Annotated in this window: 20 protein-coding genes; 11 read left to right on the top strand and 9 right to left on the bottom strand. The window is 62.8% G+C overall.

Annotation, left to right across the window (positions count from 1 at the left end; all coding sequences use genetic code 11):
• Positions 1-67 precede the first annotated feature (67 nt).
• Positions 68-2002, bottom strand: a complete 1935-nt coding sequence (locus tag AC0J5Z_RS13950) for an FAD-binding monooxygenase (protein ID WP_475033165.1) — start codon at positions 2000-2002, stop codon at positions 68-70.
• A gap of 166 nt (positions 2003-2168) precedes the next feature.
• Between AC0J5Z_RS13950 and AC0J5Z_RS13945 the strand changes: the two genes are divergently transcribed.
• Positions 2169-3119 (top strand): 5'-3' exonuclease, encoded by a 951-nt coding sequence (locus tag AC0J5Z_RS13945; RefSeq protein ID WP_475039701.1) that lies wholly within the window; start codon positions 2169-2171, stop codon positions 3117-3119.
• Between the two features lie 171 nt (positions 3120-3290).
• Positions 3291-3842, top strand: coding sequence for a hypothetical protein (locus tag AC0J5Z_RS13940; protein ID WP_475033163.1), 552 nt, complete (start codon positions 3291-3293; stop codon positions 3840-3842).
• Between the two features lie 90 nt (positions 3843-3932).
• Here AC0J5Z_RS13940 and AC0J5Z_RS13935 read toward each other — a convergent pair whose 3' ends face one another.
• The gene (locus tag AC0J5Z_RS13935; protein WP_475033161.1) at positions 3933-5018 is read right to left on the bottom strand and encodes a fatty acid desaturase family protein; all 1086 of its coding nucleotides are present in this window, start codon (positions 5016-5018) and stop codon (positions 3933-3935) included.
• Positions 5019-5206: 188 nt separating this feature from the next.
• Here AC0J5Z_RS13935 and AC0J5Z_RS13930 point away from each other — a divergent pair, with 188 nt between their 5' ends.
• Together AC0J5Z_RS13930 and AC0J5Z_RS13925 are read left to right on the top strand one after the other, a co-directional pair.
• Positions 5207-5626, top strand: a complete 420-nt coding sequence (locus AC0J5Z_RS13930) for a YciI family protein (protein ID WP_475033158.1) — start codon at positions 5207-5209, stop codon at positions 5624-5626.
• 36 nt (positions 5627-5662) lie between these two features.
• Positions 5663-6922, top strand: a complete 1260-nt coding sequence (locus tag AC0J5Z_RS13925; protein ID WP_475033155.1) for an RNA polymerase sigma factor — start codon at positions 5663-5665, stop codon at positions 6920-6922.
• 15 nt (positions 6923-6937) lie between these two features.
• Here the strand turns inward: AC0J5Z_RS13925 and AC0J5Z_RS13920 are convergent, their stop codons facing one another.
• The 3 genes from AC0J5Z_RS13920 to AC0J5Z_RS13910 all read right to left on the bottom strand — a co-directional run bounded on the left by AC0J5Z_RS13920 (position 6938) and on the right by AC0J5Z_RS13910 (position 10365).
• Positions 6938-8827 carry an HNH endonuclease signature motif containing protein gene (locus AC0J5Z_RS13920; RefSeq protein WP_475033153.1) on the bottom strand — a complete coding sequence of 630 codons (1890 nt, stop codon included), beginning with the start codon at positions 8825-8827 and terminating at the stop codon, positions 6938-6940.
• 209 nt (positions 8828-9036) lie between these two features.
• On the bottom strand, positions 9037-9441 hold the full coding sequence (locus AC0J5Z_RS13915; RefSeq protein WP_475033149.1) for a (R)-mandelonitrile lyase: 405 nt from the start codon (positions 9439-9441) through the stop codon (positions 9037-9039).
• Between the two features lie 27 nt (positions 9442-9468).
• A complete protein-coding gene (locus AC0J5Z_RS13910) occupies positions 9469-10365 on the bottom strand; it encodes a helix-turn-helix transcriptional regulator (protein WP_475033144.1) in 897 nt (298 codons plus the stop codon).
• 129 nt (positions 10366-10494) lie between these two features.
• Here AC0J5Z_RS13910 and AC0J5Z_RS13905 point away from each other — a divergent pair, with 129 nt between their 5' ends.
• Both AC0J5Z_RS13905 and hrpB read left to right on the top strand, forming a co-directional pair.
• The gene (locus AC0J5Z_RS13905) at positions 10495-11538 is read left to right on the top strand and encodes an NAD(P)-dependent alcohol dehydrogenase (protein ID WP_475033142.1); all 1044 of its coding nucleotides are present in this window, start codon (positions 10495-10497) and stop codon (positions 11536-11538) included.
• Positions 11539-11633: 95 nt separating this feature from the next.
• Positions 11634-14285 (top strand): ATP-dependent helicase HrpB, encoded by a 2652-nt coding sequence (gene hrpB / locus AC0J5Z_RS13900; protein WP_475033140.1) that lies wholly within the window; start codon positions 11634-11636, stop codon positions 14283-14285.
• 28 nt (positions 14286-14313) lie between these two features.
• On the opposite strand, the gene AC0J5Z_RS13895 is transcribed toward hrpB, so the two are convergent.
• Positions 14314-15948, bottom strand: a complete 1635-nt coding sequence (locus AC0J5Z_RS13895; RefSeq protein WP_475033138.1) for an amidohydrolase — start codon at positions 15946-15948, stop codon at positions 14314-14316.
• The gene (locus tag AC0J5Z_RS13890; RefSeq protein WP_475033136.1) at positions 15938-17395 is read right to left on the bottom strand and encodes an APC family permease; all 1458 of its coding nucleotides are present in this window, start codon (positions 17393-17395) and stop codon (positions 15938-15940) included. The genes AC0J5Z_RS13895 and AC0J5Z_RS13890 overlap by 11 nt, the downstream gene beginning before the upstream one ends.
• A gap of 160 nt (positions 17396-17555) precedes the next feature.
• On the opposite strand from AC0J5Z_RS13890, the gene AC0J5Z_RS13885 reads away from it, so the two are divergent.
• From AC0J5Z_RS13885 to AC0J5Z_RS13875, 3 genes are all read left to right on the top strand, one after another.
• The gene (locus AC0J5Z_RS13885; protein ID WP_475033134.1) at positions 17556-18173 is read left to right on the top strand and encodes a TetR/AcrR family transcriptional regulator C-terminal domain-containing protein; all 618 of its coding nucleotides are present in this window, start codon (positions 17556-17558) and stop codon (positions 18171-18173) included.
• Positions 18170-18904 (top strand): M50 family metallopeptidase, encoded by a 735-nt coding sequence (locus tag AC0J5Z_RS13880; RefSeq protein WP_475033130.1) that lies wholly within the window; start codon positions 18170-18172, stop codon positions 18902-18904. Before AC0J5Z_RS13885 ends, AC0J5Z_RS13880 begins: the two co-directional genes overlap by 4 nt.
• Before the next feature lie 159 nt (positions 18905-19063).
• On the top strand, positions 19064-21169 hold the full coding sequence (locus AC0J5Z_RS13875) for an elongation factor G-like protein EF-G2 (RefSeq protein WP_475033126.1): 2106 nt from the start codon (positions 19064-19066) through the stop codon (positions 21167-21169).
• Between the two features lie 2 nt (positions 21170-21171).
• Here the strand turns inward: AC0J5Z_RS13875 and AC0J5Z_RS13870 are convergent, their stop codons facing one another.
• Positions 21172-21837 carry an alpha/beta hydrolase family protein gene (locus tag AC0J5Z_RS13870; RefSeq protein ID WP_475033122.1) on the bottom strand — a complete coding sequence of 222 codons (666 nt, stop codon included), beginning with the start codon at positions 21835-21837 and terminating at the stop codon, positions 21172-21174.
• A gap of 76 nt (positions 21838-21913) precedes the next feature.
• On the opposite strand from AC0J5Z_RS13870, the gene ligD reads away from it, so the two are divergent.
• On the top strand, positions 21914-22939 hold the full coding sequence (gene ligD / locus AC0J5Z_RS13865) for a non-homologous end-joining DNA ligase (protein WP_475033120.1): 1026 nt from the start codon (positions 21914-21916) through the stop codon (positions 22937-22939).
• A gap of 13 nt (positions 22940-22952) precedes the next feature.
• Positions 22953-24110: a serine hydrolase domain-containing protein gene (locus AC0J5Z_RS13860; RefSeq protein WP_475033116.1), complete on the top strand. Its 1158-nt coding sequence runs from the start codon at positions 22953-22955 to the stop codon at positions 24108-24110.
• Between the two features lie 26 nt (positions 24111-24136).
• Here AC0J5Z_RS13860 and AC0J5Z_RS13855 read toward each other — a convergent pair whose 3' ends face one another.
• Positions 24137-24757 (bottom strand): L-threonylcarbamoyladenylate synthase, encoded by a 621-nt coding sequence (locus AC0J5Z_RS13855; RefSeq protein ID WP_475033113.1) that lies wholly within the window; start codon positions 24755-24757, stop codon positions 24137-24139.
• Positions 24758-24773 lie beyond the last annotated feature (16 nt).

Here is a 24773-nt window from a genome sequence, read left to right as displayed (position 1 = left end):
CAGGTCAAAAACCAGATTCGTTGCTCGAACTGCGCAGCCACGAACTTCCGGGTGCTGCCCCTCGCGGTTAGGCCTGGTTACTCACCAGGCCCGGTTTTGTCGCAGGCGCTTCAGGACGCCCCGCCGAAAGCATCGGTGCGAAGAACTCGCCGAGCTCCGCCGTCGCGGTCAAGGGCAGCACGTTGGCGACGTACTGGTCTGGGCGGACGATTACAACCACGCCATCGCGGCTGAGGCCGCGCAGCTCGAAGATGTCTGCGTTCGGGTCCGTGCCGAAGACCTTCTCTAGGTAGGTGAGCTTGAAGGGACCGACCGTCGGCTTGAAGGCTGCAGGTACGGCGTTGATATCAACGTTGGTGTGGTCCTGCTGGTAGATCACCTTCACGTCGTACCAGGCGTCGCGGTCGGCGTCCGACGGCGTCGCGGCCAGCGGTGAGTCCGGCGAGTTCGCGATCCACTCGGCGAAGTTCGCCACGGGTCCCGCAGCGCCTGCCTGCGCAGCGTCGGCGAAGACGTAAATGCGCCAGCGGCCGTCAGCCTTTGCGTGGTGGCCGAGGTGCATGGGGTTCGTGTCACACACCCGAAGGACGGGAGCGGACTTGAAGCGCTTGCCGATGGGGAAGCCGGTGGCTAGTTCCTGGTGCTTTGCTTCGGCCACCAGCATTGAGGGCGCGTACTGCGTCATGAAGCCGGCGGGGAACTCGGCGGTGCTGGTGTAGAAAGTCTCCAGTTCTGCGGGGTCTTCGAACTCTTCAGGCTTCTTGGCCATCAGCGTGGACCACTTCTTGTCGAAGTCGATGAGGTTTTTCGCCACTACCTGGCGCTCGGCCGAGTATGTGTCCAACAGGCTTTCGGGGCTGCGGCCTTCAAGGACGTGTCCGAGCTTCCAGCCGATGTTGAAACCGTCCTGCATGGAGACGTTCATGCCTTGACCGGCCTTGGCGCTGTGGGTGTGGCAGGCGTCGCCGGTGATGAACACCCGTGGCGTCCGCGTCCCGCGATCCTCCGGCAGAACGTCGTCGAACCTGTCCGTAAGGCGGTGGCCTACCTCGTAAACGCTGTGCCAGGCGACGTTGCGGACGTCCAGGGTGTACGGGTGGAGGATGTCGTTGGCCTTCTGGATAATCTGCTCAATGGTCGTCTTGCGTACTGCGCCCTTGTCATTGGGATTAACTTCGCCAAGGTCCACGTACATGCGGAACAGGTGGCCGCCCTCGCGGGGGATCAGGAGGATGCTGCCTCCCGCGCCGGACTGGATGGCGCACTTGGTGCGAATGTCCGGAAAATCGGTGACGGCAAGGACATCCATGACGCCCCACGCGTGGTTGGCTTGGTCGCCGGCAAGGTGGCAGCCAATGGACTCACGAACCTTGCTGCGCGCACCATCTGCACCCACCACATATTTGGCGCGGATGACCCTCTCCTGGCCTTCGTTGGGCCCGGACGTGTGGGCCAGCGTTACGGCGACAGGGTACTCGCCCTCGCCGGTGACGTTGAGTCCTTGGAATTCGTAACCGTAGTCAGGTGTCATACGTGTGGGGGAGTTGGCCATGAATTCAGCGAAGTAGTCCAGCACACGGGCCTGGTTGACGATCAGGTGCGGGAACTCACTGATGCCGGCTGGGTCATCCACTGCCCGTGCGGCCCGGACGATGCGGGAGTGGTCAGCGGGGTCCGGCTTCCAGAACGCCATTTCCGTGATGCGGTAGGCCTCGGCGGTGATGCGCTCCGCGAACCCGAAGGCTTGGAAAGTCTCGACACTGCGGGCTTGGATGCCGTCGGCCTGGCCGATGGACAAGCGCCCGGGTCGGCGCTCAATAATACGTGTGGTGACGTCGGGGAACTGGGACAGCTGCGCCGCGGTCAGCATTCCGGCAGGGCCAGTGCCCACGATGAGGACGTCAACTTCGTCGGGAAGCTCGGCTGGGCGGTTGATTCCGACGCCGGCCGCCTGCTCGACTCGAGGGTCACCGGATACGTAACCGTGGTGATGGAACTGCACGGGCTTTCCTCACTTCTTTGTGGGCTATCTCATTGGGTGTTCGATAATAGAACAACGTGTTCTATTATCGCTCAAATAATCGTAATGCGGCTCACACCCGTGTTCAAGTCCTTGAAGAGTCTTATGACGGAACCTTGTGTAGCTTCCGGCGAATTGAACCATGGGCATGTCAGGATCAGGTATGCCGCGACTGATGCTCTTGGACACTGCCTCCTTGTATTTCCGCGCCTTCTACGGTGTGCCCGATTCCATCCGCCGTTCCGACGGAACGCCCGTGAACGCAGTGCGGGGGCTGATGGACATGATCGCCCGGCTCACCACCGACTACGAAGCCACGCACCTGGTGGCCTGTTGGGACAACAATTGGCGCCCGCAATGGCGCGTGGACCTCATCCCCAGCTACAAGTCGCACAGAGTCGCGGAGATCGTTCCGGACGGCCCGGATGTGGAGGTTGTCCCCGACCCGCTTGAGGCGCAGATTCCCATGATCCGCCGGGTACTGGAACTTGCCGGGATTGCTGTGGTGGGCATCGACGACCATGAGGCGGATGATGTCATAGGGACCTATGCGAGCCTGGCGACCTTCCCGACGGATGTGGTTACTGGTGACCGCGACCTATTCCAGCTCGTGGATGACGACCGCGGGATCCGCATCATTTACACGGCCCGCGGCATGAAGAACCTGGAAGTTGTCACCGACGTCGTAGTGGTGGGCAAGTACCGTGTCCTGCCCCAGCAATACGCCGACTACGCAACACTCCGGGGCGATGCCTCCGACGGGCTTCCCGGAGTCGCCGGCATCGGCGAAAAGACGGCGGCGTCGTTGCTTGGCACGCACGGTTCATTGCAAGGACTTCTTGAGGCGGCCGAAGCCCCCGACGGCGGGTTGTCGGCTTCCGTCCGGGCCAAGCTGTCCGCGGCGGCTGACTATCTCAAGGTGGCGCCCGCCGTCGTGAATGTCGTGCGCGACTTGAAGGTGCCGACGCTTGAAGAAGCAGGCGCTGAACTTCGCCCCGTCACAGGAGCTGCTCGCACTGAACTTGAGAAACTGGCCAATGACTGGAATCTGGGTGGATCGGTCAAGAGGTTGCTGGACGCGCTGGACCGCGTCCGCTGAGCCCGCCGTCCGCTGAGGACAGCCCTCACAGGCTCCGGTTCACTTTCACAGCCGAATGACAGGTTCGAAACAGCCTGTGCTGTGGTGGGTCTCTCATCGTGTTTAAGAGGACGGAACCATTGACCGTCCCTCAGACACCAGCCGTACCAACGGCTCATTGAGGAGAGGCATATGTCGAAAATCAAGAGAATCACCCTGGGCATGGCAGCCGGAGCGCTGGCACTAGGCGCAGGGCTGGGGGCAACCAGCATCGCGACGGCGGCTACCACCCCGTCGCCGAGCGCCACGTCATCCGCGGATGCAACCACCCCGTCAGACCGTGGGGGCAAGCCCGGTGGCCACGGACGCGATCGGGGACAAATAGCCGCGGAGCTGGCCACAAAGCTCGGTGTGGACGAAGCCAAGGTCACCGAAGCCTTGAAGGCGTTCCGTGAGGCAAACAAACCCACCACTCCGCCTACCGAAGGAACTGAAGGAACCAAGCCGGACCGCACAGCGCAGGATGCTGCCGTGGCTAAGTCGCTCGCTGAAGCATTGGACGTCGACGAAGCCAAGGTCACCACGGCACTGGAAGAAATCCGTGCAGCAAACCAAGCGGAACGTTCCGCTGCACTGAAGACCAAGCTGGACAAGGCGGTCACGGACGGCAAACTGACCCAAGCCGAAGCTGACGCCGTGACCAAAGCTGTTGAGACCGGGGTCATCGGAGGAGGCGGCCGCTGATGTCATTGTGAGGACGGCTTAGGACGGCTACGGCAAAAGGATCCCCCGGATACATCCGGGGGATCCTTTTCGTAGCGCCTGACGATGGCCTTATCGCGGCCGGAACTGGTCAACCACCGGACATTCGAAGGGCTCGCCCGCGAAGAGTCCAACGTCGTCCAAGTACTTCACCACCGCCGCGTAAGACGCCACCAAACTGGTTTCGGTATAGGGGATGCCCAGTTCGTCGCAGCACTCCTTCACGATGGCGGAGGCGCGGTGCAGGTAGGGGCGAGGCATGTCCGGGAAGAGATGGTGCTCAATCTGCCGGTTCAGTCCGCCCATCAACGTGTCCATGAACCGGCCGCCGGAGATGTTCCGGGCAGTGAGCACCTGACGGTTGAGGAAGTCAGTCCTGGTTGAACTGGGCAGGATGGGCATGCCTTTGTGGTTTGGGGCAAAAGACGCACCCATGTAGAAGCCGAACACGCCCAACTGCACTCCGAGGAAAGCGAACGCCATGCCTAACGGCAGCAACGAGAACACCAAAATAGGCACCACCAGCAATCGCAGCATAATGACCGGGATCTCCACCCAGCGGTGATCCACTTTTCTTTGATGGAGCAGGTACTTCAAGGAATCAATGTGCAGGCTGAGGCCGAGGAAGAACAACAACGGGAACAACAACCAGCCTTGCTTGCGCGTGACCAGAACCATGACGCCCCGGCGGGTGCTTGCTGCTTCAGGGTGAAAGGCGATAGCGCCGGTGTGGATGTCCGGGTCCTTGTCGATGACATTGGGAAAGTTGTGATGGCGGGTGTGCTTCTGCGCCCACATTGAGTAGCTGATACCCACCAGGCCCGTACCAACGAGCCGCGCGGACCACTCATTCATGCCTTTGGACTTGAACACCTGGCGGTGGGCCGCTTCATGGGCCAAGAACGCGAACTGGGTGAGAACCACACCCATTCCCGCCGCAATGAGGAGCTGAAACCACGTATCCCGTAACAAAAGGAAGCCACTCCAAGTTCCCGCCCACGCCACCATCAGGATCACAAAGACCGTGATGTAAAAACCCCGGCGGCGTTTCAGCAATCCGGCGCTGCGCACGGACTTCAACAGGGCGGAGTATGTAAGGACCGTCCGGGCGGCACCCCGGTCCGGCTGAATTTCATCGGACGAACGCTCCGGTGCCATGATGCCTCGAACCACTTACCGGCGGACTCAACAGAATCCTTTCCCACCGTCCCTTCAGACTACTCCGGTGGCGCCCGCAAAGAGCAGGGAATTTGTTTTCAACTAGTTGTCGATTTCTGCTCGCACTGTTCGACCTATGAATGAGAAGGTCGAAGGGCGACTTTCCACGACACAGGAGATTGAGTCAAATGGCGAAATACATGTTGATCATGCGGGCAGACGACGCTTCTTACGCCAAGTTCGAGAACATCGATTTCAACGAGATCCTCGAAGCCATGGGCAAATTCAATGACGAACTGATCCGCGCCGGAGTCCTCTTGGCTGCTGAAGGCCTGGACGACGCCAAGGACGGAGTGGTGGTGGACTTCACTGGTGAAACCCCGGTGGTCACTGACGGCCCCTACGGAGAAACAAAGGAACTCTTCGGCGGCTATTACATCCTGGACGTCGCATCCAAGCAGGAAGCAATCGAGTGGGCCAAACGCGCTCCGATGACTGCTGGTACCAAGACCGAAATCCGGCGCGTCACCAGCATTGACGAGTTCCCTCAGGACAACGAATGGATCCAAAAGGAACGCGCGTGGCGCGAGCAGACCGGCCAGCTCTGAGGTTCATCACGGAAACTTCGGTCAATAGCGACTGGCGTGAGCAGCAATGAGGCAAGGGCCGCCGTCGAAGCGGTGTGGCGGAGCGAATCCGCCCGCATCGTCGGCGCCCTTGCGCGCTACATGGGCGACTTCACCCTGGCAGAGGACCTCGCTCAGGAGGCGCTCGCAGAAGCTCTCGTGTCGTGGTCTGTCAGCGGCATCCCCGCGGAACCGGCGGGTTGGCTCCTGACTGCCGGCCGGCGTCGGGCGATCGATTCGTTCCGACGGCGTGCTCTCCGCGATGAAAAGTACGCCCTGCTGGCCCGTGACCTCTCCGAGGAGGAGCCGGGCGTGGACACTCTGTTCAACCCGGAAGCGATCGATGACGACGTTCTCGCATTGATGTTTGTCTCCTGCCATCCCGTGTTGTCCAAGGAGTCGCGAATTGCGCTGACACTTCGAGTAGTGGGTGGTATGGGCACGGAGGAGATTGCCAAGTCGTTCCTGGTCCCCGTTCCCACTGTCCAAGCCCGCATTACACGAGCCAAGAAAACCCTGGCGGCAGCGCACGTTCCGTTTACGGTGCCGGAGAAAACTGATGTACCGGAGCGGCTGGGATCAGTGCTGCAGGTGCTCTACCTGATTTTCTCGGAAGGTGCCTTTGCGTCCGGCGGCGACTCGTGGATGCGCACAGAACTGGCCGGCGAAGCACGTCGTCTCGCCCGTGTGCTGGTTCGGCTAGCACCTGAGCCCGAAGTGTTTGGCCTCTTAGCCCTGATGGAACTGACGGCCGCACGTTTTCCAGGCAGGCTCGACGCTGCCGGGCAGCCCGTCCTACTCGAAGACCAGGATCGTCGCCGTTGGGACCAGTCTGCGATACGCCGGGGCAGGGCGGCACTTTCGACGGCGGTGGCGGCCGGCCGCGGTCTTGGCGCCTACGGATTGCAGGCTTCCATTGCGGAATGCCACGCGGTGGCTCGGACAGCAGGGGAGACGGATTGGCAACGAATTGTAATCCTGTACGAGGCACTCGGGCGTCTTGTTCCATCGCCTGTCATTGAACTGAATCATGCAGTCGCGGTTGCCATGGCTGCGGGTCCGGGCGTAGGGCTCCACCTTGTGGATACCCTTGCAGATAGGGGTGAGCTGCATGGCTCACACCTCGTGCAGACAGTGCGAGGCGAACTCCTCACCCGGCTGGGTCGCCTCGCGGAGGCAAGGGTGGCCCTGCTCGAGGCACTCGACCTGTGCTCAAACGCCGCCGAACGAACTGCGTTGGAGCGGAAGATCGCAGAATTGGCAGACAAGCAGAGCTGACAAATCACGACATCCCTATGTTCTGTGGGGTGTGTGGTGGTGGTTGCGTCGGGGTGTTTGGTTGGGGTCGATGTGGGGTGGGGGGATGAACCAGGGGACGCCGGTTGTCATGTCGATGCGCCAGTTTTCTTTGTGGATGAGGTGGTGGTGGTGGCTGCAGAGCAGGGTGCCGTTGTTGGTTGATGTGGTGCCGCCGTGGGACCAGTAGGTGGTGTGGTGGGTTTCGCACCAGGGTGCGGGCATGGTGCAGTCGGGGAAGGCGCAGCCTTGGTCGCGGGCGGTGATGGCTTTGCGGATGTGGGGTGGGAAGATCCGGGTGGTGCGGCCGATGTCCAGGACGCGGGATTCGCTGCCGAGCAGGACGGGGATGATGTCGGCGTCGCAGGCGATTTTGCGGATGGTGTTCGGGTGGATGGGGCCGGTGAACGTCGCTGTCCCGGTGCTGAGCCGTTGGTGGTTGTTGAGTCGTTTGAAGAGGTCGCGGTGGTCGATGGTGACGGTGAGTTGGGGTCGGAGGCCGCCGTTGGAGGGCAGTTTCCCGGTGCTCATCGCGACGGCGCAGGCGCCGACGAGGCCGTTGAGGAGTTTCTGTGCCCGGCTGCGCCGGTCCAGGTCCGGGCCGCTTGGTCCGGGCTGCGATCCTGTGCCGGGCTCGTCGTTGTGGCCGGTGAGTCTGGGGTTGGTGGCGGTGTTCATGGCCGTGGCCAGGGTTTCGTATTGTTCGGCGGTGGCGAAGATTTCGAGGTGGTGGAGTCCGTGGCGGCGTCGACGGCGGAGGAACGCGCCTTGGAGTTGGCGGCGAACTTCTTCGGACGGTTCGGGGCCGTCCTGGTCGATTCTGTCGGTCCAGCGTTTGGCCATTTTGGTGACGAAGTCCGGGTCGGATTCAACGGCCGTGGCGGTGAGGGCGTGTTCCATCCGGGTGATGGTGTCTTCATCGGTGAGTTGCCGGACAGTGTCCAGGGCGGTGCTGATGATCGTCGCCGACCGGGTAGGCACCAGGGCTGAGGAGAGGGCTTCGGCCAGCATTTCGCGCCGGGCCGGGATCTGTTGCCCGGCCAGTCCAGCCTGCGGAAGGACATCGGGGGCGAGGGCGAGCCTGCGCCGGGCTTCACCGATGCTGATCCGCAACCGGGCCCGAAGGAACTCAGCGGCGTTCCGGTACCCGTCATCCAAAGGGCTCACTGTTGAAGCGGCGGCCCGTCCTCCAGAACCCTCGCCGACTACCGAACCCTCGCCGACTACGGAACCGGCCTCATCCACGGAAGGTGCCGTGTTAGTGGAGCGTGCTTCACCAGCGGCAGCTGATGCCGGGTTGGGTTCTGGCTCCGGTTCAGACCACCCCGTCCGCCATCCCGGCGCGGCCCCAGACAACCCGGGTCCTGCTTGCTGTGCTTCTTGCCGGGTCCGTTCCACCGCCTGCGCCGCGACGACCTGCAAGTACTCCAACGACCGGGACATCTCCTCGACCCTGCCCGCAAAATCAGCGGCCTCAACAAAACCAAACAACCGCGCCTCATCGGCTACGGATTTACGAAGCGACCCCAAGGCTTCGCTCGCCTGCTCAAGCGGCTCGCCCACAGCACTGGGTGAAGGCCGGCCGGCTTCGGTCAGACTTGCTCTGCGCTTGATGTCGGCGGCCAAGACTACGGGCAAACCAGCCTCAGCGTCCATGGAGTTCACGCCGTCACTTGTGCTGAACTCCGGTAAGCCGCTCAATGACTCGAATCCGGGAAGCAGCCCAGCGCCTCGAGAGCTACCCGCGAGAGTGTCGGTCGCCGTCGAACCCCTTAACGTGGCCGTCCGGACAGGGACACTCGTGGACCTCAGGGACCGCTGACGCAGCAGGGCATCGGCGCGTGGCGAACCCGCCCGCCGTGCCACGACCTGCCCGATGATTCCCATACATAAACCCTGTCATGGAGCTCTGACATTATTAGCTCTCTGCAATGACCCTCCTGTATGACGGCAAAGAAGAGGGGATTCCGGAGCGTGGTCCAGTTGGGTCCGTGCCCACGCGTTGGTCTCCTCACGGCTGTGCAACGTCTGCTTCGCCCGTTACTTCCGCCCCCTAAACCCCCGTCAATGCGTCATCAACAACCGATCACCCTCGATTACTCCGAGTAGCCGTACTCCTCGTCAGTGACCAACTCACCCCACGTCGTCTCCGAACCGTCAGTGACGCCGGCGGTTTCCCACATAGCCAAGTGACTCATAAAGTGGTCCGGAGCTGCGCCGTGCCAATGCCATTCACCAGGGGGCGTATAGATGGTTTGGCCCTGCTGGACCACTTGCACCTCACCACCGCGTGCCTGCACCAAGCAGACTCCGTCGGTGACATGAAGGGTTTGCCCCGCGGCGTGGGTGTGCCACGCGGTCCGCGAGCATGGCGAGAAACGGACGATGTTCACCCGCAGCTGCGACGGCTCATCACCCCTAGCGATGACGTCAAAGTAGACGTCGCCAGTGAACAGCTCGGCCGGACCTTTGGTGCTGGTGGTCTTGGGAAAGATATCCATGGTTCCTTTGTGAAGTTGATGGCTGGATTACTTGTTGTGAATGTTGCGGAGGGGCCCGGAATCCTCAGGGGTCGCGAGGGTCGTCGCGGCCCAGCTTGCGAGCAACTGCAGGGCATCCGCCGTACCGGTGCCGGGTTCCGCGTTGTAGACCGTTAAGGTCAAACCGGCATCGGCGGACAGCTCAAGGGCTTCGTACAACAAATGCAGATCGCCAACTATCCGATGCCGGAAGTGCTTCTTCCCCGTGTAATGCTGACGGACATTATGGGAGGCCCAGCGGACCCGGAATTCTTCGCTGCGAGTGGACAGCTCGCCCACCAGGTCGCTGAGTCCGCGGTCGTAGGGGTCACGGCCTGCCTCTGTCCGCATAATGGCCACGGTGTCGTTGGCCGCGCGTTCCCAATCTGTGTAGAAATCACGGCTGCGTGGATCGAGGAAAAGGAAGCGGGCATGGTTGGGCGGCCCGGCCGGACTGTCGTAAATATCGGAGTACAAAGCCCGCCCCAGGGCGTTGGTCGCCAAGAGATCCAAGCGACCGTTGCGGATGAAGGCGGGTGAGCCGCTAATGGCATCCAGGGTGAGTTGCACGCCAGGCCGGATGGCCTGTTTCCGCACCGGCCGGCGTCGTGACTTACCACCTTCACTCGCTGCGCGGGCAAGGTCGTACAAGTGGGCGCGTTCGGCGTCGTCGAGTTGCAGGGCGTTCGCCAAGGATTCCAGCACGCTTTCCGAGACGCCGGCGAGGTTTCCACGCTCCAGACGGGTGTAGTACTCCACGCTCACTCCGGCAAGCATGGCCACTTCGCCGCGGCGGAGGCCCGGTACGCGACGGTTGCCGCCATAGGCGGCAAGTCCCGCTTGCTCGGGAGTGATCTTCGCCCGCCGTGTGGAGAGGAAGTCGCGCGTCTCGGTCCGGTTGTCCATGGTTCAACGGTATGACCTTTGGCCCGCTAAGGGAGTCCCTGTCATTACCCCTAACAGCAGTAACTCCTTCGATTCGGGGAAAGCAGGTTAGATGGAAACATCCAACAACGTTCACCACGCAGGAGAAACATGCCTACCGCTAACGCTTACGCTGCCCCCTCGGCCACGGGCGACCTGACCCTGACCACCATCGAACGTCGCCAGGTCGGCCCGAACGACGTCCACATTGACATCAAGTTCGCCGGTATCTGCCACTCGGACATCCACACGGTTCGGGGTGACTGGGGCCCGCAGCAGTATCCTCTGGCCCCTGGCCACGAGATTGCAGGAATCATCACCGAGGTTGGCTCGGACGTCACCAAGCACAAGGTGGGTGACCGCGTAGGCGTTGGCTGCATGGTCAATTCCTGCAAGGAGTGCAAGAACTGCCTGGCAGGTGAGGAACAGTATTGCCTCCAGGGAAACGTGGGCACCTATGGCGCCGTTGACCGCGATGGCACCATCACCCAGGGCGGCTACTCCAGCAACGTCGTGGTGAATGAGGACTTCGTGGTTACCATCCCGGAAGGTTTGGACCTCGACGTCGCCGCACCCTTGCTGTGCGCCGGCATCACCACTTACTCGCCTCTGCACCACTGGGGCGCCGGCCCCGGTAAGAAAGTCGCCGTCGTTGGTCTTGGCGGACTCGGGCACATGGCCGTCAAGATTGCCGACGCCATGGGCGCAGAGGTGACAGTTCTGTCGCAGTCACTGAAGAAGATGGAGGACGGGCTCAACTTGGGTGCGGACCACTACTACGCCACCAGCGATCCCTCCACGTTCGAGCAGCTCGCAGGCACCTTCGACCTCATCATCAACACCGTCAGCGCCTCCATCGACATCAGCGCTTATCTGCAGCTGCTCACGCTGGACGGCACGCTGGTCAACGTCGGCGCTCCGGCCGAACCGCTGCCGGTGAACGTGTTCTCGCTGATCATGGGTCGTCGCCGGTTTGCCGGTTCAGCGATTGGCGGGATCCGTGAAACGCAGGAGATGCTGAACTTCTGCGCGGAGCACGGCCTGGGCGCCGAAATCGAGGTCATCCCGGCCAGCAAGATCAACGATGCCTATGAGCGGGTTCTTGCCTCGGATGTCCGCTACCGCTTTGTCATCGATGCCTCCACTATCGGCTAGATACACAGCACTACAAGAGCAGCATCATGAGAAAGGCCACGCCCCCTTGATGGGGCGTGGCCTTTCCTGCACCACGCAGCGGGGACAATGGTCTGGTGACTTTCAGACTGGACACCATCGGTACGGGGCTCGTCTTCGCTGATTACCTTGCGAACCTGGCTGAGGCACTGACAAACCAGGGCGACGGCGGAACGGCAGTGGTGCAGGCGCCGCCCGGTACAGGTAAAACCACACTGGTCCCACCACTGTTGGCCAATTTTGTCTCCGCACGGCAAACGGTCCAGCGGCAAGCGGTCCAGCCCCACGTCGTCGTCACCCAACCGCGGCGTGTGGCCGCCCGCTCAGCCGCACGCCGCCTGGCCGCGCTGGACGGAAGCCGCCTGGGTGGCAGGGTGGGCTATACCGTCCGAGGTGAAAGCAAAGTCAGCCAGGACACCGTGGTCGAATTCGTCACGCCAGGCATTCTCCTTCGACGTCTTCTGGCTGATCCCGGCCTTGAAGACGTCCACGCCGTGGTCCTGGATGAGGTCCACGAACGTGGACTCGAAACGGATCTCCTGGTGGGCATGCTCGCGGAGGTTCGTGAGTTGCGCGGTGACCTCACGCTGGTGGCCATGTCGGCAACCCTCGACGCTCCGCGTTTCGCAGAGCTGCTTGGGACAGGGCTCGACGGCGGTGGGCCGGCTCCCGTCGTCGACTGCCCTTCCGCGCTGTACCCGTTGGAGGTCCAGTGGGCTCCGGCCCGCGAGCATCGATTGGATGCTCGGGGCGTGTCCCGAAGTTTCCTCGATCACGTGGCCCGCACGGCAGCGGGCTCGCACACAGCGGCCCTAAGCCAGAACCTCGAGGTAGACGCGCTGGTTTTCCTCCCGGGAGCCCGGGAAGTTACCGACGTCGCCACTCGCCTTCGCGGGCTGCTGCCACAAGGTGTGGAGGTGCTCGAGTTGCATGGCCAGATCGGTCCGGAAGCCCAGGACCGCGCGGTATCCGGACGTGAACCCGGCGGGCCGCCCCGGATCATCGTGTCAACGTCGTTGGCTGAATCGTCCCTGACCGTCCCCGGCGTACGGCTGGTCATTGACTCGGGGCTTTCAAGAGAACCGCGTCGGGACGCCGGCCGCGGCATGTCCGGACTCGTGACGGTTTCCTGTTCGCGCGCCTCGGCAGATCAACGCGCCGGTCGCGCGGCTAGACAGGGACCGGGCACGGTGGTTCGCTGCTATGACCAGCAAGCCTATGCTGCAGCTCCGGCGCATCAGACCCCCGAAATCTCCGTTGCCGACCTCACCAGCGCTGCCTTGGTCCTTGCCTGCTGGGGCGCGCCCGGTGGTTCAGCCTTGCGGCTCCCGGACGCACCACCTGCCGCAGCCATGAACGATGCCGTGGAGGTCCTCCGGGAACTGGGTGCTGTCAACCGGGACGGAACAGTCAATGCCGTGGGCAAGGCCTTGGCCCGTATCCCAGCCGACCCACGGCTTGCCCGCGCCTTGCTGGACGGATCGGCTGTGGTTGGCCGACGCGCGGCGGCTGAAACAGTGGCACTCGTGGCCGGCGATCAAAGAGCACCCGGCGCTGACCTCACCAAGCTGCTCTCTGCGCTGCGTTCGGGATCAGAGCCAGGAGCCCGTCGGTTCGCCGAAGACGTCAAGCGGATGGAGACGTTGGTACGGCAGGAGACGTCGGTACGGAAGGAGACCGCCGCCGTCGTGCGTCCCAAGGCTGCCATCGATGTCACTACGAGGGAAGCGCCCGGCTTCGTGGTGGCGCTGGCATTCCCGGACCGCGTGGCCAGGCGTGTTCCCGGCGATGGATCCAGCACGTACTTGCTTTCGTCCGGGACGCGGGCCGGGCTCCCCGCCGGGAGTCCACTGTCCGGGCATGACTGGCTGGCAGTTGCCGAAGTGTCGCGCGCGCAGGGGCGTGACGCCGCAGGAACGGGCGCGGTCATCCGTTCCGCCGCGCCCTTGTCGCTTGAAATGGCGGAAGCTGCCGCGCCGGATCTCCTCACGGAGACGGTGCAGGCGAAGTTTGACCAAGGCCGGGTAATGGCCAGGCTGGAGCGGAGGTTAGGCGCCATCATGTTGTCCTCCACACCCGTCCGCCCCACCGCTGAATCCGGCCGTCGTGCCGTGTCCGAGTCGTTGGAGAAGGCGGGGTTATCCATAATCGGCTGGTCCACCGCAGCTGACGCCCTGCGCCGGCGCCTTGCATTGCTGCACCGCGAGCTCGGAAGTCCGTGGCCTGACGTCCGCGAAGCCGCGCTGCTGTCCACGCTGGAGAATTGGCTGGGCCCGGAGCTGGAGACGATTGCCGCCGGCGCCTCCGTGAGTTCCATCAACCTCGTCGACCCTTTGAGGCGCCTGCTCCCATGGCCGGAGGCTGCCCGGCTCGAAGACCTCGTGCCGGAGCGCTTGGCGGTGCCGAGTGGTTCGCGTGTCCGGATCGACTACCCCGAGGTTTCGGATGGTTCGGGTCACGACGACGGCCGCCCGGTGGTGGCGGTCAAGCTTCAGGAATGCTTCGGTTGGGACCGCACGCCCCGCCTCGTGGAGGGTAGGGTCCCTGTGTTGTTTCATTTGTTGTCCCCGGCAGGAAGACCCTTGGCCGTCACGGACGATCTCGCGTCCTTCTGGTCTGGTCCTTACTCCCAGGTTCGGGCAGAGATGCGTGGGCGCTACCCCAGGCATCCCTGGCCCGAAGACCCGTGGTCCGCACCGGCTACGGCTAAGACGAAGAACAGAATGTAGCCGAACGTCTGTGCTCCAGAGGCGCCGGCTACGCGAGCCGCTCCAGGATGAACTGGATCTCGCCATCCACGAACGTCCCCAGCACGCTGCTTGCGGCAAATTCGTCCGGCGCCGTGGTCAGGGGATCGAGTTCGAATGCCGTGAAGTCTGCCCGCTTGCCCACCGTGATCGAGCCTGATAATTCCCAGAGCCCGGCAGCTTTGGCCGCGTGGGAGGTGTACCCCTCAAGGGCCTGGAGTGCTGTAAGCGCCTGGGCTGGTGCGATGGGTTCCTGCTCGGGCTTCCCCGAACGCCGTCGCAACTGGGCGTCCGCGATGATGGGAAGTGGCTCGTAGGGCGCGATCGGCCAGTCCGAACCAATCCCCAAGGTCACTCCGGCGTCGCGAAGATCCCTGCAGCGCCACGCCCGGTCGGCGCGCTCCGATCCCAACCGGATTGACCAATTGTCGCTGTGATCCGCAAGCGAGTAATGCGTGCAATGTGTAGGCTGCATGCTGGCCACCACGCCTGCGCCCTTGAAGCGCTCCACCAGCTCATCCGGCACGGTTTCGATGTGCTCGATCCTATGGACGGTACGGCGCAGGACGTCAACGGGGACATTGTTTCGCAGCGATTCCAGGGCCTCCAGCACGTGGTCCACCCCGGCATCGCCAATTGCGTGGGTGGCCGTGGGGATGCCACGTGAGGCAAAGTATCGGACGGCAGCGGAGTAGTCTTCGGGACGCGGCCAGAACGGCGCAGTGGATTGGCCGTGAACATCAGGTTCGTAGAGCCAGGCCGTTCCGTTGTCCACGGTGCCATCGACAAAGAGTTTGATGGCTTCAATGGACCACCGGCGGCCACCCGTACCAATGCTGCGGGCCAGTTCCTTCCAAGCAGCTTCACCGCTGCCCGGCATGCACCACGGTGCGGCTCGAAGCCGCAGCGGGAGCTCGCCGTCGGCCTCCAACGCCTGGAAGAGGGCGGTGGATTCCTCGCTGTGGTCCATGACGTGGCCACCGGTCAGTCCCGCGCGGGCGAAGTCCCCCAAAAGCCGTGCGAGTCGCGCTTTGCGTTGGCCAAAGGACTCCCGCGGAATGTGCCGCTGCACGAGCTCCATGGCAGCAGCTTCGAGCAGGAGCCCGGTGGGAACGCCGTCTGCGTCGCAGACCACCTCAGAGGCTTGGTCGAATTCGAAGCGGCCATGGACTCCGGCCAGTTCCAGGGCTCGGCTGTTTGCTAATGCCGAATGACCATCGAACAAGCGAATGAGCGCGGGCTGGTCCCCGGTGACGCTGTCCAGCGCACTGCGGTGCAACGGGACTGTTCCGAAAGCGTTCGGGTTCAGCCCCCATCCCCGCAACCAGCCGCCGTCGTGTGCTGCTTCTGCGCGCAGGAGTGTGAGGACTTCATCCAGAGACGTAGCGCCGGCGAGGTCGACGCCGATTGTCAGGTCCAAGCCGAACACCGGGTGGATGTGGCAGTCCACCAAACCGGGCGTGAGCGTCGCATTACCGAGGTCCACCACCCGTGTGTCCGCCTGTTGCCAGTCCTTGGCGTCTTGGCGTCTTCCGACGGCGGCAACTCTCCCGTCGCTGACAGCGACGGCTTGGATAGGCTGCGCGTGGTGTCGCTCATCCATCGTGTGAATGGTGTCGGCAAGGACGATGAGGTCAGGAGTCATGGATTTCAAAGCTTCCAATCCGGGAGAAGACGTCAGGACGGGTGGTGCGCAGCCTGCGGGCAATCAGTAGGCCAGCAAGGAAAACAAGGGGCGCGACCAGGAGCAGGATGGTGTTGGTCAGCGCATCGGCAAAGGTGAGGAGTTCGATGTTGATGGCGATCAGTGTCACCACGCCGAACAGCAGGATGGCCGAGGTCACGCTCAGGGGGATGAGCAAACGGTGTGTGGCCGCGGCGGGGTTACGCCGCAAGTAGATGAATGCAGCTACCGACACCAGGCCCTGCAGGGCCACGATCCCGAAAATGCCCGGCGTGTTGACCCAGATGAGCAATTGCTTGTATGGATCCGCGCCGGCTATGGCGCAAATGATGATGACAACGGCGGCCAGAATGGTCTGGATCTGCCCTGCACGGTGCGGGGACTTGTACTTGGGGTGGGTCCTGCCAAGGAACGCGGGGAGCACACCGTCTTTGGCGAGCATGTACACGTAGCGGTTGATGGCGTTGTGGAAAGCCAACTGGGACGCATAAACGCTGGTCACGATCAGCACGTACATGACGACTTCCGCCCAAGGGCCCACGTACTGGTTGATGGTGGCAAAGAACATTCCATCGGCCAGTTCACCGGCGGCAACAACCACGTTTCCATCGCCGTAGGCCTGGATGACGGTCCACACAATGAAGGCGTAGAACACGGACATGAAACCCACTGCGATGTAGGTTGCCCGGGGAACGGACTTGTCCGGATTACGCGCCTCGCGGCGGTACAGCACTGTGGACTCGAAGCCCATGAAGGCAGCAAAGCACACAGCCAGGATGGCCAGGACACCCGGCGTGAAGGCATGCTCGGGGGTGAAGGAGGCGAAACTGATGCCTTCAGCGCCGCCACGTGCAAGGATTCCGAAGCCCATGATGGCCAGGATCGCAGTCTCGGCGATGAGCAGGACGCCAAGGACCTTGGCGCCAACATCGATGCCCCGGTATCCCAGGAACCAGACGGCCGCAATGGCCACCAACGCGACGGCAGGCCAGGGCACGTCCAAGCCAAAGAGCGCGAGCAGCATGGCTTGGGTTTGGACCGCGAACAATCCGTAGACGCCGATTTGCAGACAGTTATAGGACACGATCGCAAGGATGGCTGCGGCCAGGCCCACGGTTTTGCCCATGGCCAAGGTGATGTAGGTGTAGAAGCCTCCGGCGGCTTTGACGTGTTTGGTCATGGCCATGAAGGAGACGGCGAAGACCAGCAGGACCGCTCCGGCAATGGCATAGCCCATGGGGGCGCCTATGCCCCCGACGCCGATGGCAACAGGTGCCACGCCGGCCATCACGGTGAGGGGAGCTGCCGCGGAGATCACCAGGAAGGCGATGCCACCGGTGCCTATGGCGTTGCGCTTGAGCCCGTTCCCGGCGTCTGCTGCCGGGGGGCGGGTTTCGAGGTCAGACATGGGGATCCTCTGGGGTGTTTGGGGAGGGGAGTTTTCAGGAGAAGCCGAACACTAAGCGAAAGGCTTTCGTTTATCGTAAGTCCTTGTGACCCGGGGCACAATACTTCGACGCAAACTTCTGGCTAGAGTCGTAACAACAACCTTGAATGGAGACACCCGCATGGCACGCCCGTTGGTCCCTCTGATATCGATTGATGCACTCGTCACCGCTGCCCTTGAACTGGTGGACGAGGCAGGGGACTTCAGCCTGCCAAAACTTGCCAAACGGATTGGCGTGAGCCAATCCTCCATCTACAACCATGTCAGCGGGCGGGAGGAGATCCTCGAGCTCATGCGTGGCCGGATCATCTCCGAGAGCCCCTACATCCTGGTGGACGAGCAGGACTGGGAGGCGTCACTTCGCGCGATTGTCCGGAGTTATCGGGACGCCTTTGCCCGCCATCCAAAACTCGCGCCCCTGCTGGTACTTCAAACTGTTCAGGATGCCCAAGTGATGGCACTCTACGAGAACCTGGCAGTGGCCCTCGAAGCGGCAGGATTCCGCGGGCGGGACGTCATGTCAGCGATTTCCACCATTGACAGCTTCGCCCTGGGCTTCGCCTTGGACCTGGCAGCACCCGACGTCGTCTGGGCGCCACCTGCGCAGGGGTACCCCGCCCTCACCAGCGCCTTGGCTCACGCAGGACCCACCGATGAGCGAGGCGAGGCAGCTTTCGACTTCGGACTCGAGATACTCATCGCCGGCCTGCATTCCCGTCTTCAGCCGTCAGTGCTGTGAATTTCGCGCAAAATTGGTGGGACGCGGTGGTCCGCGGCTTCACCGACACGCATACCACCGCAGTGCCGCTTCCGGCCCTGCTGGGCATCCTCGCGTGCGCCGTCGTCCTGAGCATCCCTCGCGCTACCTGGAGGTGGTTCGGCCTCTACGTCACTTTCGTCCATGAGCTGGGGCATGCCTACGCCGCACTCATGACTGGGCGCTTTGTACATGGCCTCCGGATCGGCCTCGACCATTCGGGGCGTCTTGTCAGCAGTGGCCGGAGCGCGTTCGGGGCAGCGTGGTCCGGGTTTTGGGGCTATCCCGCGCCGGCGGTCGTCGGGTTGTGCCTGATCGCAGCCTTTGCCTCTGGCCGGTCCGGCGCAGCCATGTCCATCGGTGCTTTGATCCTGCTGGTTTCGCTCATCTTCCTTAGGAACCTGACCGGGATCCTTGTGGCTGTGTTGAGCGCTGCCATCGCGCAACTGCTGGTTCTGTTTGCGACGCCCGCAGTAGTCAACTATGTAGTCCTTGCGCTCGGCGTTGCCCTGTCCGTGGGCGGTGTTCGGGATCTGCTCAAACTTGCCGGCGTGCACACCCGACGCCGCGACCGCTTGGCTGCCTCTGATGCCTTCATTCTTGGCCGCACCACGGGCGTCCCGGCGTTCATCTGGCTGACCGGATTCGCTGCGGTGATCGCCGGATGCGCCGTAGCGTCCGTCTGGTTGCTGTGGGGGATGCTTACCGTTTAATGCGGTGGTTGACCGGCGCTCTGGGGCTCGACGGCGATTGTCCGGTTTTCGTCCATGGCAGCCCTTGCCCTCTGGTCGCTTCAGGGTGTCCAATCCTCTTTAACGTTCGAACTGGATGTGTTCGGACTCCGTGCCGGGATACAACACCAGGAGGTGCCCATGTCCGCGAAGGGCACGCGCGAAACGGCGAAAGGAACCGGGCTTGGCACAACCGACGCCAGGCGCGGTGACAACGGCGCAGCCTTGGCCGCGAGCGATCCGGCGAATATCCGGAACGTGGCACTCGTGGGGCATTCGGGTGCGGGCAAATCGATGCTGGTGGAGGCCTTGCTCGCCGCAACGGGTGCCATCACCAGGATGGGCTCCATCAGCGAGGGCACCACGGTCAGTGATTCCGACCCCTCTGCGATCCACCAACAACGATCGGTCACGTTGTCTGTGGCCCCGATCCTAGTGGGCGACATCAAGGTCAATCTGATCGACACCCCCGGCTACACCGACTTCACCGGCGAACTGCGCGCTGGTTTGAGGGCCGCCGACGCGGCCCTTTTTGTTGTGTCGGCCGTTGACGGCATTGATGGTGCCACCGTTGCGCTGTGGGGCGAGTGCGAGAAAATCCGGATGCCTCGTGCCGTGGTGGTCAGCAAACTGGACCATCCGCGCGCTGACCTCAGTGCCGCCGTCGTGCGTTGCCAGGAAGCGTTCGGTGAATCGGTCCTCCCGCTCTACCTACCGGCCGTGGGCAACGCCGGACTCATCGGCGTACTCCACGGCACTGAGAAGGGGGACCTGGAGCCGGCTTCGGATGTCGAAGCAGCAAGGGGGCCCCTGATCGAGGGAATCATCGCTGAGAGCGAAGACGAAACGCTCATGGACCGGTACCTTGGCGGTGAAGAACTGCCCCTCGCGGACCTGGTCAACGATCTTGAAACGGCGGTTGCACGGGGGAGCTTCTTCCCCGTTATGCCCACGTCGGCCGAAACCGGCCTGGGCCTTCCGGAACTCATGGCCCTGTTGACTGATGCTTTGCCATCGCCGTTGGAACGCATCACTCCTGCGGTGATGAAACTCGACGGTTCCTCACTGAAGCCCCTGGAGTGTGACCCAACCGGCCGACTTGCCGCAGAAGTGGTCCGAACCACCGTGGATCCGTTTCTGGGCCGCGTGTGCTTGGTCCGGGTCTTCTCGGGCACCCTGCGGGAAGATTCCTCGATTCATATCGGCGGCAGGGGATTGGCGGACCGCGGGCACGAGGATCACGACGCCGATGAACGCATCACGCACCTCTACTCGCCTGTAGGTTCCAGCCTGAAGGCGGTTCCGCAGTGCATTGCAGGTGACATCTGCGCCATCAGCAAGCTGGCCAGCGCCGAGACAGGGGACACTGTCTCGGACCGTGAGGCGCCGCTGCTGATCGAGACGTGGAACATGCCGGAGCCCTTGATGCCCATAGCCATTGAGGGGGCATCGCGCAGTGATGAGGACGCGCTGGCCAAGAGCATCGGAAAGGTGGCGGCTGCCGATCCGACGCTTCGTCTGGAGCGCAACCAGGACACGCACCAACTCATACTCTGGTGCATGGGGGAGGCTCACGCCGAGGTGGTCCTGGACAGGCTGCGCAACCAGGGCGTTAAGTTGCAGACAGTAGACGTGATTACGCCGCTCAGGGAAACTTTCGCCACCAAGGCGGCCGGACATGGGCGGCATGTCAAGCAATCCGGTGGCCACGGGCAGTTTGCCATCTGCGACATCGAGGTGGAGCCCTTGGCACGGGGTGAAGGATTCGCCTTCACGGACAAAATCGTGGGCGGCGCAATACCCGGGACTTTTGTCGCCTCCGTGGAAAAAGGTGTCCGCTCGCAAATGCTCAAGGGCGTGTCAGCAGGATTCCCGGTGGTGGACATCAAAGTGACGCTGGTGGGCGGAAAAACCCACAGCGTGGACTCTTCGGATGCAGCCTTCCAGGCCGCCGGTGCGTTGGCTCTGCGAGAAGCTGCGGCAAACGCGAAGATCCAGCTGCTAGAACCCGTCTCGTCCGTTGTCATCAGCGTTCCAGACGAATACGTGGGTGCAGTGATGAGCGATCTTTCCGGACGCCGGGGTCGCGTAACCGGCACTACCGCAGCAGACGGTGAGGGAACGGAGATCAGCGCCGAAGTGCCGGACCAGGAGCTTTTGCGGTACGCCATTGAACTTCGTGCCCTCACGGCAGGTACGGGGCGCTTCCGCCGGTCCTACCTTCGCCATGAGCCCCTGCCGAAGTAGGTCTACGCGTTAGCCCGCAGGAAAGCAGCCACCGCCGGGGCGAGGGATGCTCCAACCTCCGCCGCGCCACGCTTTACACCCTTGACCGCGAACGAATGGTCCCCGCCCTCGCTCCATTGAAGAGTCGCCGTCGGACCAATCTTCGCAACCACCGCCTCAAGCAGTTCCGGCGTCGCGAAGGTATCGCGCGTTCCTTGGAGGAAGAGCATGGGCACAGTGACGCCGTAGAGGTGTTCATCCCGCAGCTTCTCCGGCTTGCCGGGTGCATGGAGTGGATAACCGAGGTACACCAAACCGCTTGCGGGCATGCCCTCGGCCGCCGCCATGGAAGCCATGCGTCCACCGAAGGATTTACCGGCTGCCCAAAGGGGTTCCCCTTCGCCTAGCTCAGCTGCTCTGTCCATTACTGCCTGCCACGTGGCGATAGCCAGCGGCGGGCGGTCCGGAAAACGCCTGCCCGCCTCGCGGTAGGGAAAGTTGAAGCGGAATGTGGCCACTCCTTCGTCAGCCATCGCCTCGGCAAACCCCTGGAGGAAGGGGTGTTCCATACCGGCTCCGGCTCCGTGCGCCACCACAAGGGTGGCGAAGGGCTGCTTGGGCCGGAGATGGAGGGCAGACACTTCGGTTTCGCCGACAGTGACGGTCACGGATGTTTCTGTTCTTGGCATGTATCCATCATTGCCCACGACACAAAAAACGCACTGGATGCTGACGAGCAAGGCCTAAACGGGGTAGCTTGTGGCCATGGCGAGCGAAGCAACCACCGTTACTGTCCCCGGTCCAGAAGGCCCCCGCGAGGTCCGGATTTCAAGTCCAAGCCGGGTGATGTGGCCCGAGGCGGGATTGACCAAGCTGGACCTTGCCAACTACCTCATCGACGTCGGCCAAGCCTTCGTCACGGCGAACGGGAACCGGCCAATCAGCCTCCAGCGTTACTCGGGGAACATTGAGGGCGAGATGTTCTTTTCCAAGAATCCGCCCAAAGGCGCCCCGGAGTACGTCCGTTCCGTGCCGGTCACCTACCCCAGCGCGCGTTCGCATCCCCAGTTGGTGATCGACGAGCCGGCTGCCGCCGTGTGGGCCGCGCAAATGAATACCGTGGTGTTCCACCCCTGGGCGTCCCGGGCCAACGATCCCGACAATCCCGATCAGCTCAGGATCGACCTGGATCCCCAACCTGGCACGGACTTCGACGACGCCATCCCGGCCGCGCTGGAACTCCGCACCGTGCTGGAAGAAGCCGGACTCACGGCGTTCATCAAAACCTCCGGCAACCGGGGACTCCACGTGTACGCCCCCATCCATCCCAAGCATGAATTCCTGGACGTCCGCCACGCCGTGATCGCCGCTGGCCGCGAGTTGGAGCGCCGCATGCCGGAGAAGGTCACTACGGCTTGGTGGAAAGAGGAACGCGGAACCAGAATTTTCGTGGACTTCAACCAGGCCAACAGGGACCGGACAATTGCCGGTGCTTACAGCCCGCGCGCCGTGCCCACGGCCCAGGTGTCCTGCCCGTTGACGTGGGACGAATTGGAGAACGCTGATCCCGCGAAGTACACCATCAAGACAGTCCCGGATCGCCTGGCTAAAGTAGGGGACCCCTGGCTGTCCATGCATGATCATCCGGGCGACATCGACGTCCTGCTCAAGTGGTGGGAGCGCGACGTCAAGAACGGCCAAGGTGAAATGCCTTTCCCGCCGGAATTCCCCAAAATGCCTGGCGAGCCCATGCGTGTACAGCCGAGCCGGGCACGTAAGCCAGAGGAGTAAACCAGGAGAGCGTGTGCCGCGACGACCAGCGAGAGGGATCCTGACCGCCGCACTCGCGTGCGGCTTGTTCCTCAGCGGCTGCACCCAAACCCCGGAACCGCTGCCGTTACAGCCCACCACCACTATGCCTTCCCGGCTAACGCCAACAGCGATACCTTCGACGCCGGGCCCTCCTGCCGCGCCTACCCTCGCGCCCGTACCCACGGAGAGCGTTGAAGTAACCCCGGCCTTCCAGGAGCTCCGTGCCACTCTTGAGCTCTTCACTCGGGAGAAGCTGGAGGAGGGGGCGTCGGCCGTGCTCATCAAAGCGAAGGTCGGCCAGCAGGTGTGGACGCACGCGGAAGGGGTCCGGAGCCGGGTGGGACGGGTCGCGGTCCAACCGGGCGACCGTTTCCATGTAGGTGACCAGTTCCGGGGATTGTTGGCAGTCTCTGTGATGAAGCTTGTCGAAGAGGGCCGGCTGGGTTTGGACGACCCCATCACCACGCACCTGCCGGGATCTCTCACGGCAGGCAATCCCGCGACGATACGCCAGCTCCTTGGCGACGCCGCGGACTTGCCTGCTGCCGCGGACTTGGTCGGCACTCCTGGACCCGATGCCGACGCACTGCTTGGCCTGATGGTGGAGCAACTTCGGGGTGCTCCGCTGGGGGCTGTCCTGCGAACGGATGTCCTGACACCCGTGAACCTTGGTTCTACGGAATTGCTGGATGCCAACAGCACCTTGCCGGATGATCTCATCCACGGATACGTCCAGGTGGAAGGAGAAGCAGTGGACGTTACCGGTGCCGGACTGCCGGACGGGATCGCCAACGGCGGCCTGGTGTCCACCGTGGAGGACATCCCGGCGTTTCACGCCGCGCTGCTGAGGGGCCAATTGTTGTCGCCGGCGAGCCTGATCGCCATGAAGGGGACGGTGTTCGAAGAATATGGCCTTGGCCTGGACCATTGGGATGACCGCTGCACCAACGGCTTCTATTACGGCCACGCCGGAGATGTTCCAGGGTACGGGAGCATTGCCATCAGCAGCGCCGACGGTAACCGCCAACTGTCGATTTTTGTGGCCTACCCGCCGCAGCCAGTGTCGTCCCAGCCGTCAGCCCTGGCACTGGAAATGACGGGCGTCGCCCAAGTTGCCCTGAATTCGGGATGCCGCTTCCAATTCCGGTGAATGCGCCACGCCAAGAACCTGTGGCCTTATTCGAAGCGCGAGGGATCACCCGTTCCGTACCGCACAACCTCGGCCACTCCACTGGAGAAGTCGATCACAGTGGTAGGTTCCGAACCCGTGTCTCCGGCATCGATGACGCCGTCCACCTGGTTGTCCAGCCGCTCCTTGATTTCCCACCCCTGGGTCAGTGGTTCTTCCTCATCCGGCAGCAGGAGCGTGCTGGAGAGCAAGGGCTCGCCCAGCTCGGCCAAAAGCGCCTGAACCACCTTATGATCCGGAATGCGAACGCCCACAGTCTTCTTCTTGGGGTGCAGAAGCCTCTTGGGAACTTCACGGGTGGCCGGGAGGATGAACGTGTAGCTTCCGGGGGTGACGGCCTTGATACTCCTGAAGATGTCGTTGTCCAACATGACGAACTGCCCCATCTGGGCGAAGTCCTTGCACACCAAGGTGAAGTGATGTTTGTCGTCTAGTTGCCTGATGGTCCTGATGCGGTCCAAGGCGTCCCTGTTACCGATCTGGGCGCCAAGCGCGTAGCAGGAGTCGGTAGGGTATGCGATCAAACCGCCGCCTTGGAGCATGTTCACCACTTGGCCGATGGCGCGTGGTTGGGGATCTTCCGGGTGCACGTCAAAGAATCTGGCCATGGAAAGAGCCTACGAC

This window comes from Paenarthrobacter sp. TRD_SC_7 (assembly GCF_056156245.1).
The sequence above is the reverse complement of the archived record's forward strand: the minus strand, read 5'-3'. Positions and strand labels throughout refer to the sequence as shown.

Excerpts from the sequence above, each read along its gene's own strand:
- AC0J5Z_RS13945 (WP_475039701.1), top strand. The coding sequence starts at position 2,169 with ATGTCAGGATCAGGTATGCCGCGACTGATGCTCTTGGACACTGCCTCC.
- AC0J5Z_RS13940 (WP_475033163.1), top strand. The coding sequence starts at position 3,291 with ATGTCGAAAATCAAGAGAATCACCCTGGGCATGGCAGCCGGAGCGCTG.
- AC0J5Z_RS13935 (WP_475033161.1), bottom strand. The coding sequence starts at position 5,018 with ATGGCACCGGAGCGTTCGTCCGATGAAATTCAGCCGGACCGGGGTGCC.
- AC0J5Z_RS13930 (WP_475033158.1), top strand. The coding sequence starts at position 5,207 with ATGGCGAAATACATGTTGATCATGCGGGCAGACGACGCTTCTTACGCC.
- AC0J5Z_RS13920 (WP_475033153.1), bottom strand. The coding sequence starts at position 8,827 with ATGGGAATCATCGGGCAGGTCGTGGCACGGCGGGCGGGTTCGCCACGC.
- AC0J5Z_RS13915 (WP_475033149.1), bottom strand. The coding sequence starts at position 9,441 with ATGGATATCTTTCCCAAGACCACCAGCACCAAAGGTCCGGCCGAGCTG.
- AC0J5Z_RS13910 (WP_475033144.1), bottom strand. The coding sequence starts at position 10,365 with ATGGACAACCGGACCGAGACGCGCGACTTCCTCTCCACACGGCGGGCG.
- AC0J5Z_RS13905 (WP_475033142.1), top strand. The coding sequence starts at position 10,495 with ATGCCTACCGCTAACGCTTACGCTGCCCCCTCGGCCACGGGCGACCTG.
- AC0J5Z_RS13895 (WP_475033138.1), bottom strand. The coding sequence starts at position 15,948 with ATGACTCCTGACCTCATCGTCCTTGCCGACACCATTCACACGATGGAT.
- AC0J5Z_RS13890 (WP_475033136.1), bottom strand. The coding sequence starts at position 17,395 with ATGTCTGACCTCGAAACCCGCCCCCCGGCAGCAGACGCCGGGAACGGG.
- AC0J5Z_RS13885 (WP_475033134.1), top strand. The coding sequence starts at position 17,556 with ATGGCACGCCCGTTGGTCCCTCTGATATCGATTGATGCACTCGTCACC.
- AC0J5Z_RS13875 (WP_475033126.1), top strand. The coding sequence starts at position 19,064 with ATGTCCGCGAAGGGCACGCGCGAAACGGCGAAAGGAACCGGGCTTGGC.
- AC0J5Z_RS13870 (WP_475033122.1), bottom strand. The coding sequence starts at position 21,837 with ATGCCAAGAACAGAAACATCCGTGACCGTCACTGTCGGCGAAACCGAA.
- ligD (WP_475033120.1), top strand. The coding sequence starts at position 21,914 with ATGGCGAGCGAAGCAACCACCGTTACTGTCCCCGGTCCAGAAGGCCCC.
- AC0J5Z_RS13855 (WP_475033113.1), bottom strand. The coding sequence starts at position 24,757 with ATGGCCAGATTCTTTGACGTGCACCCGGAAGATCCCCAACCACGCGCC.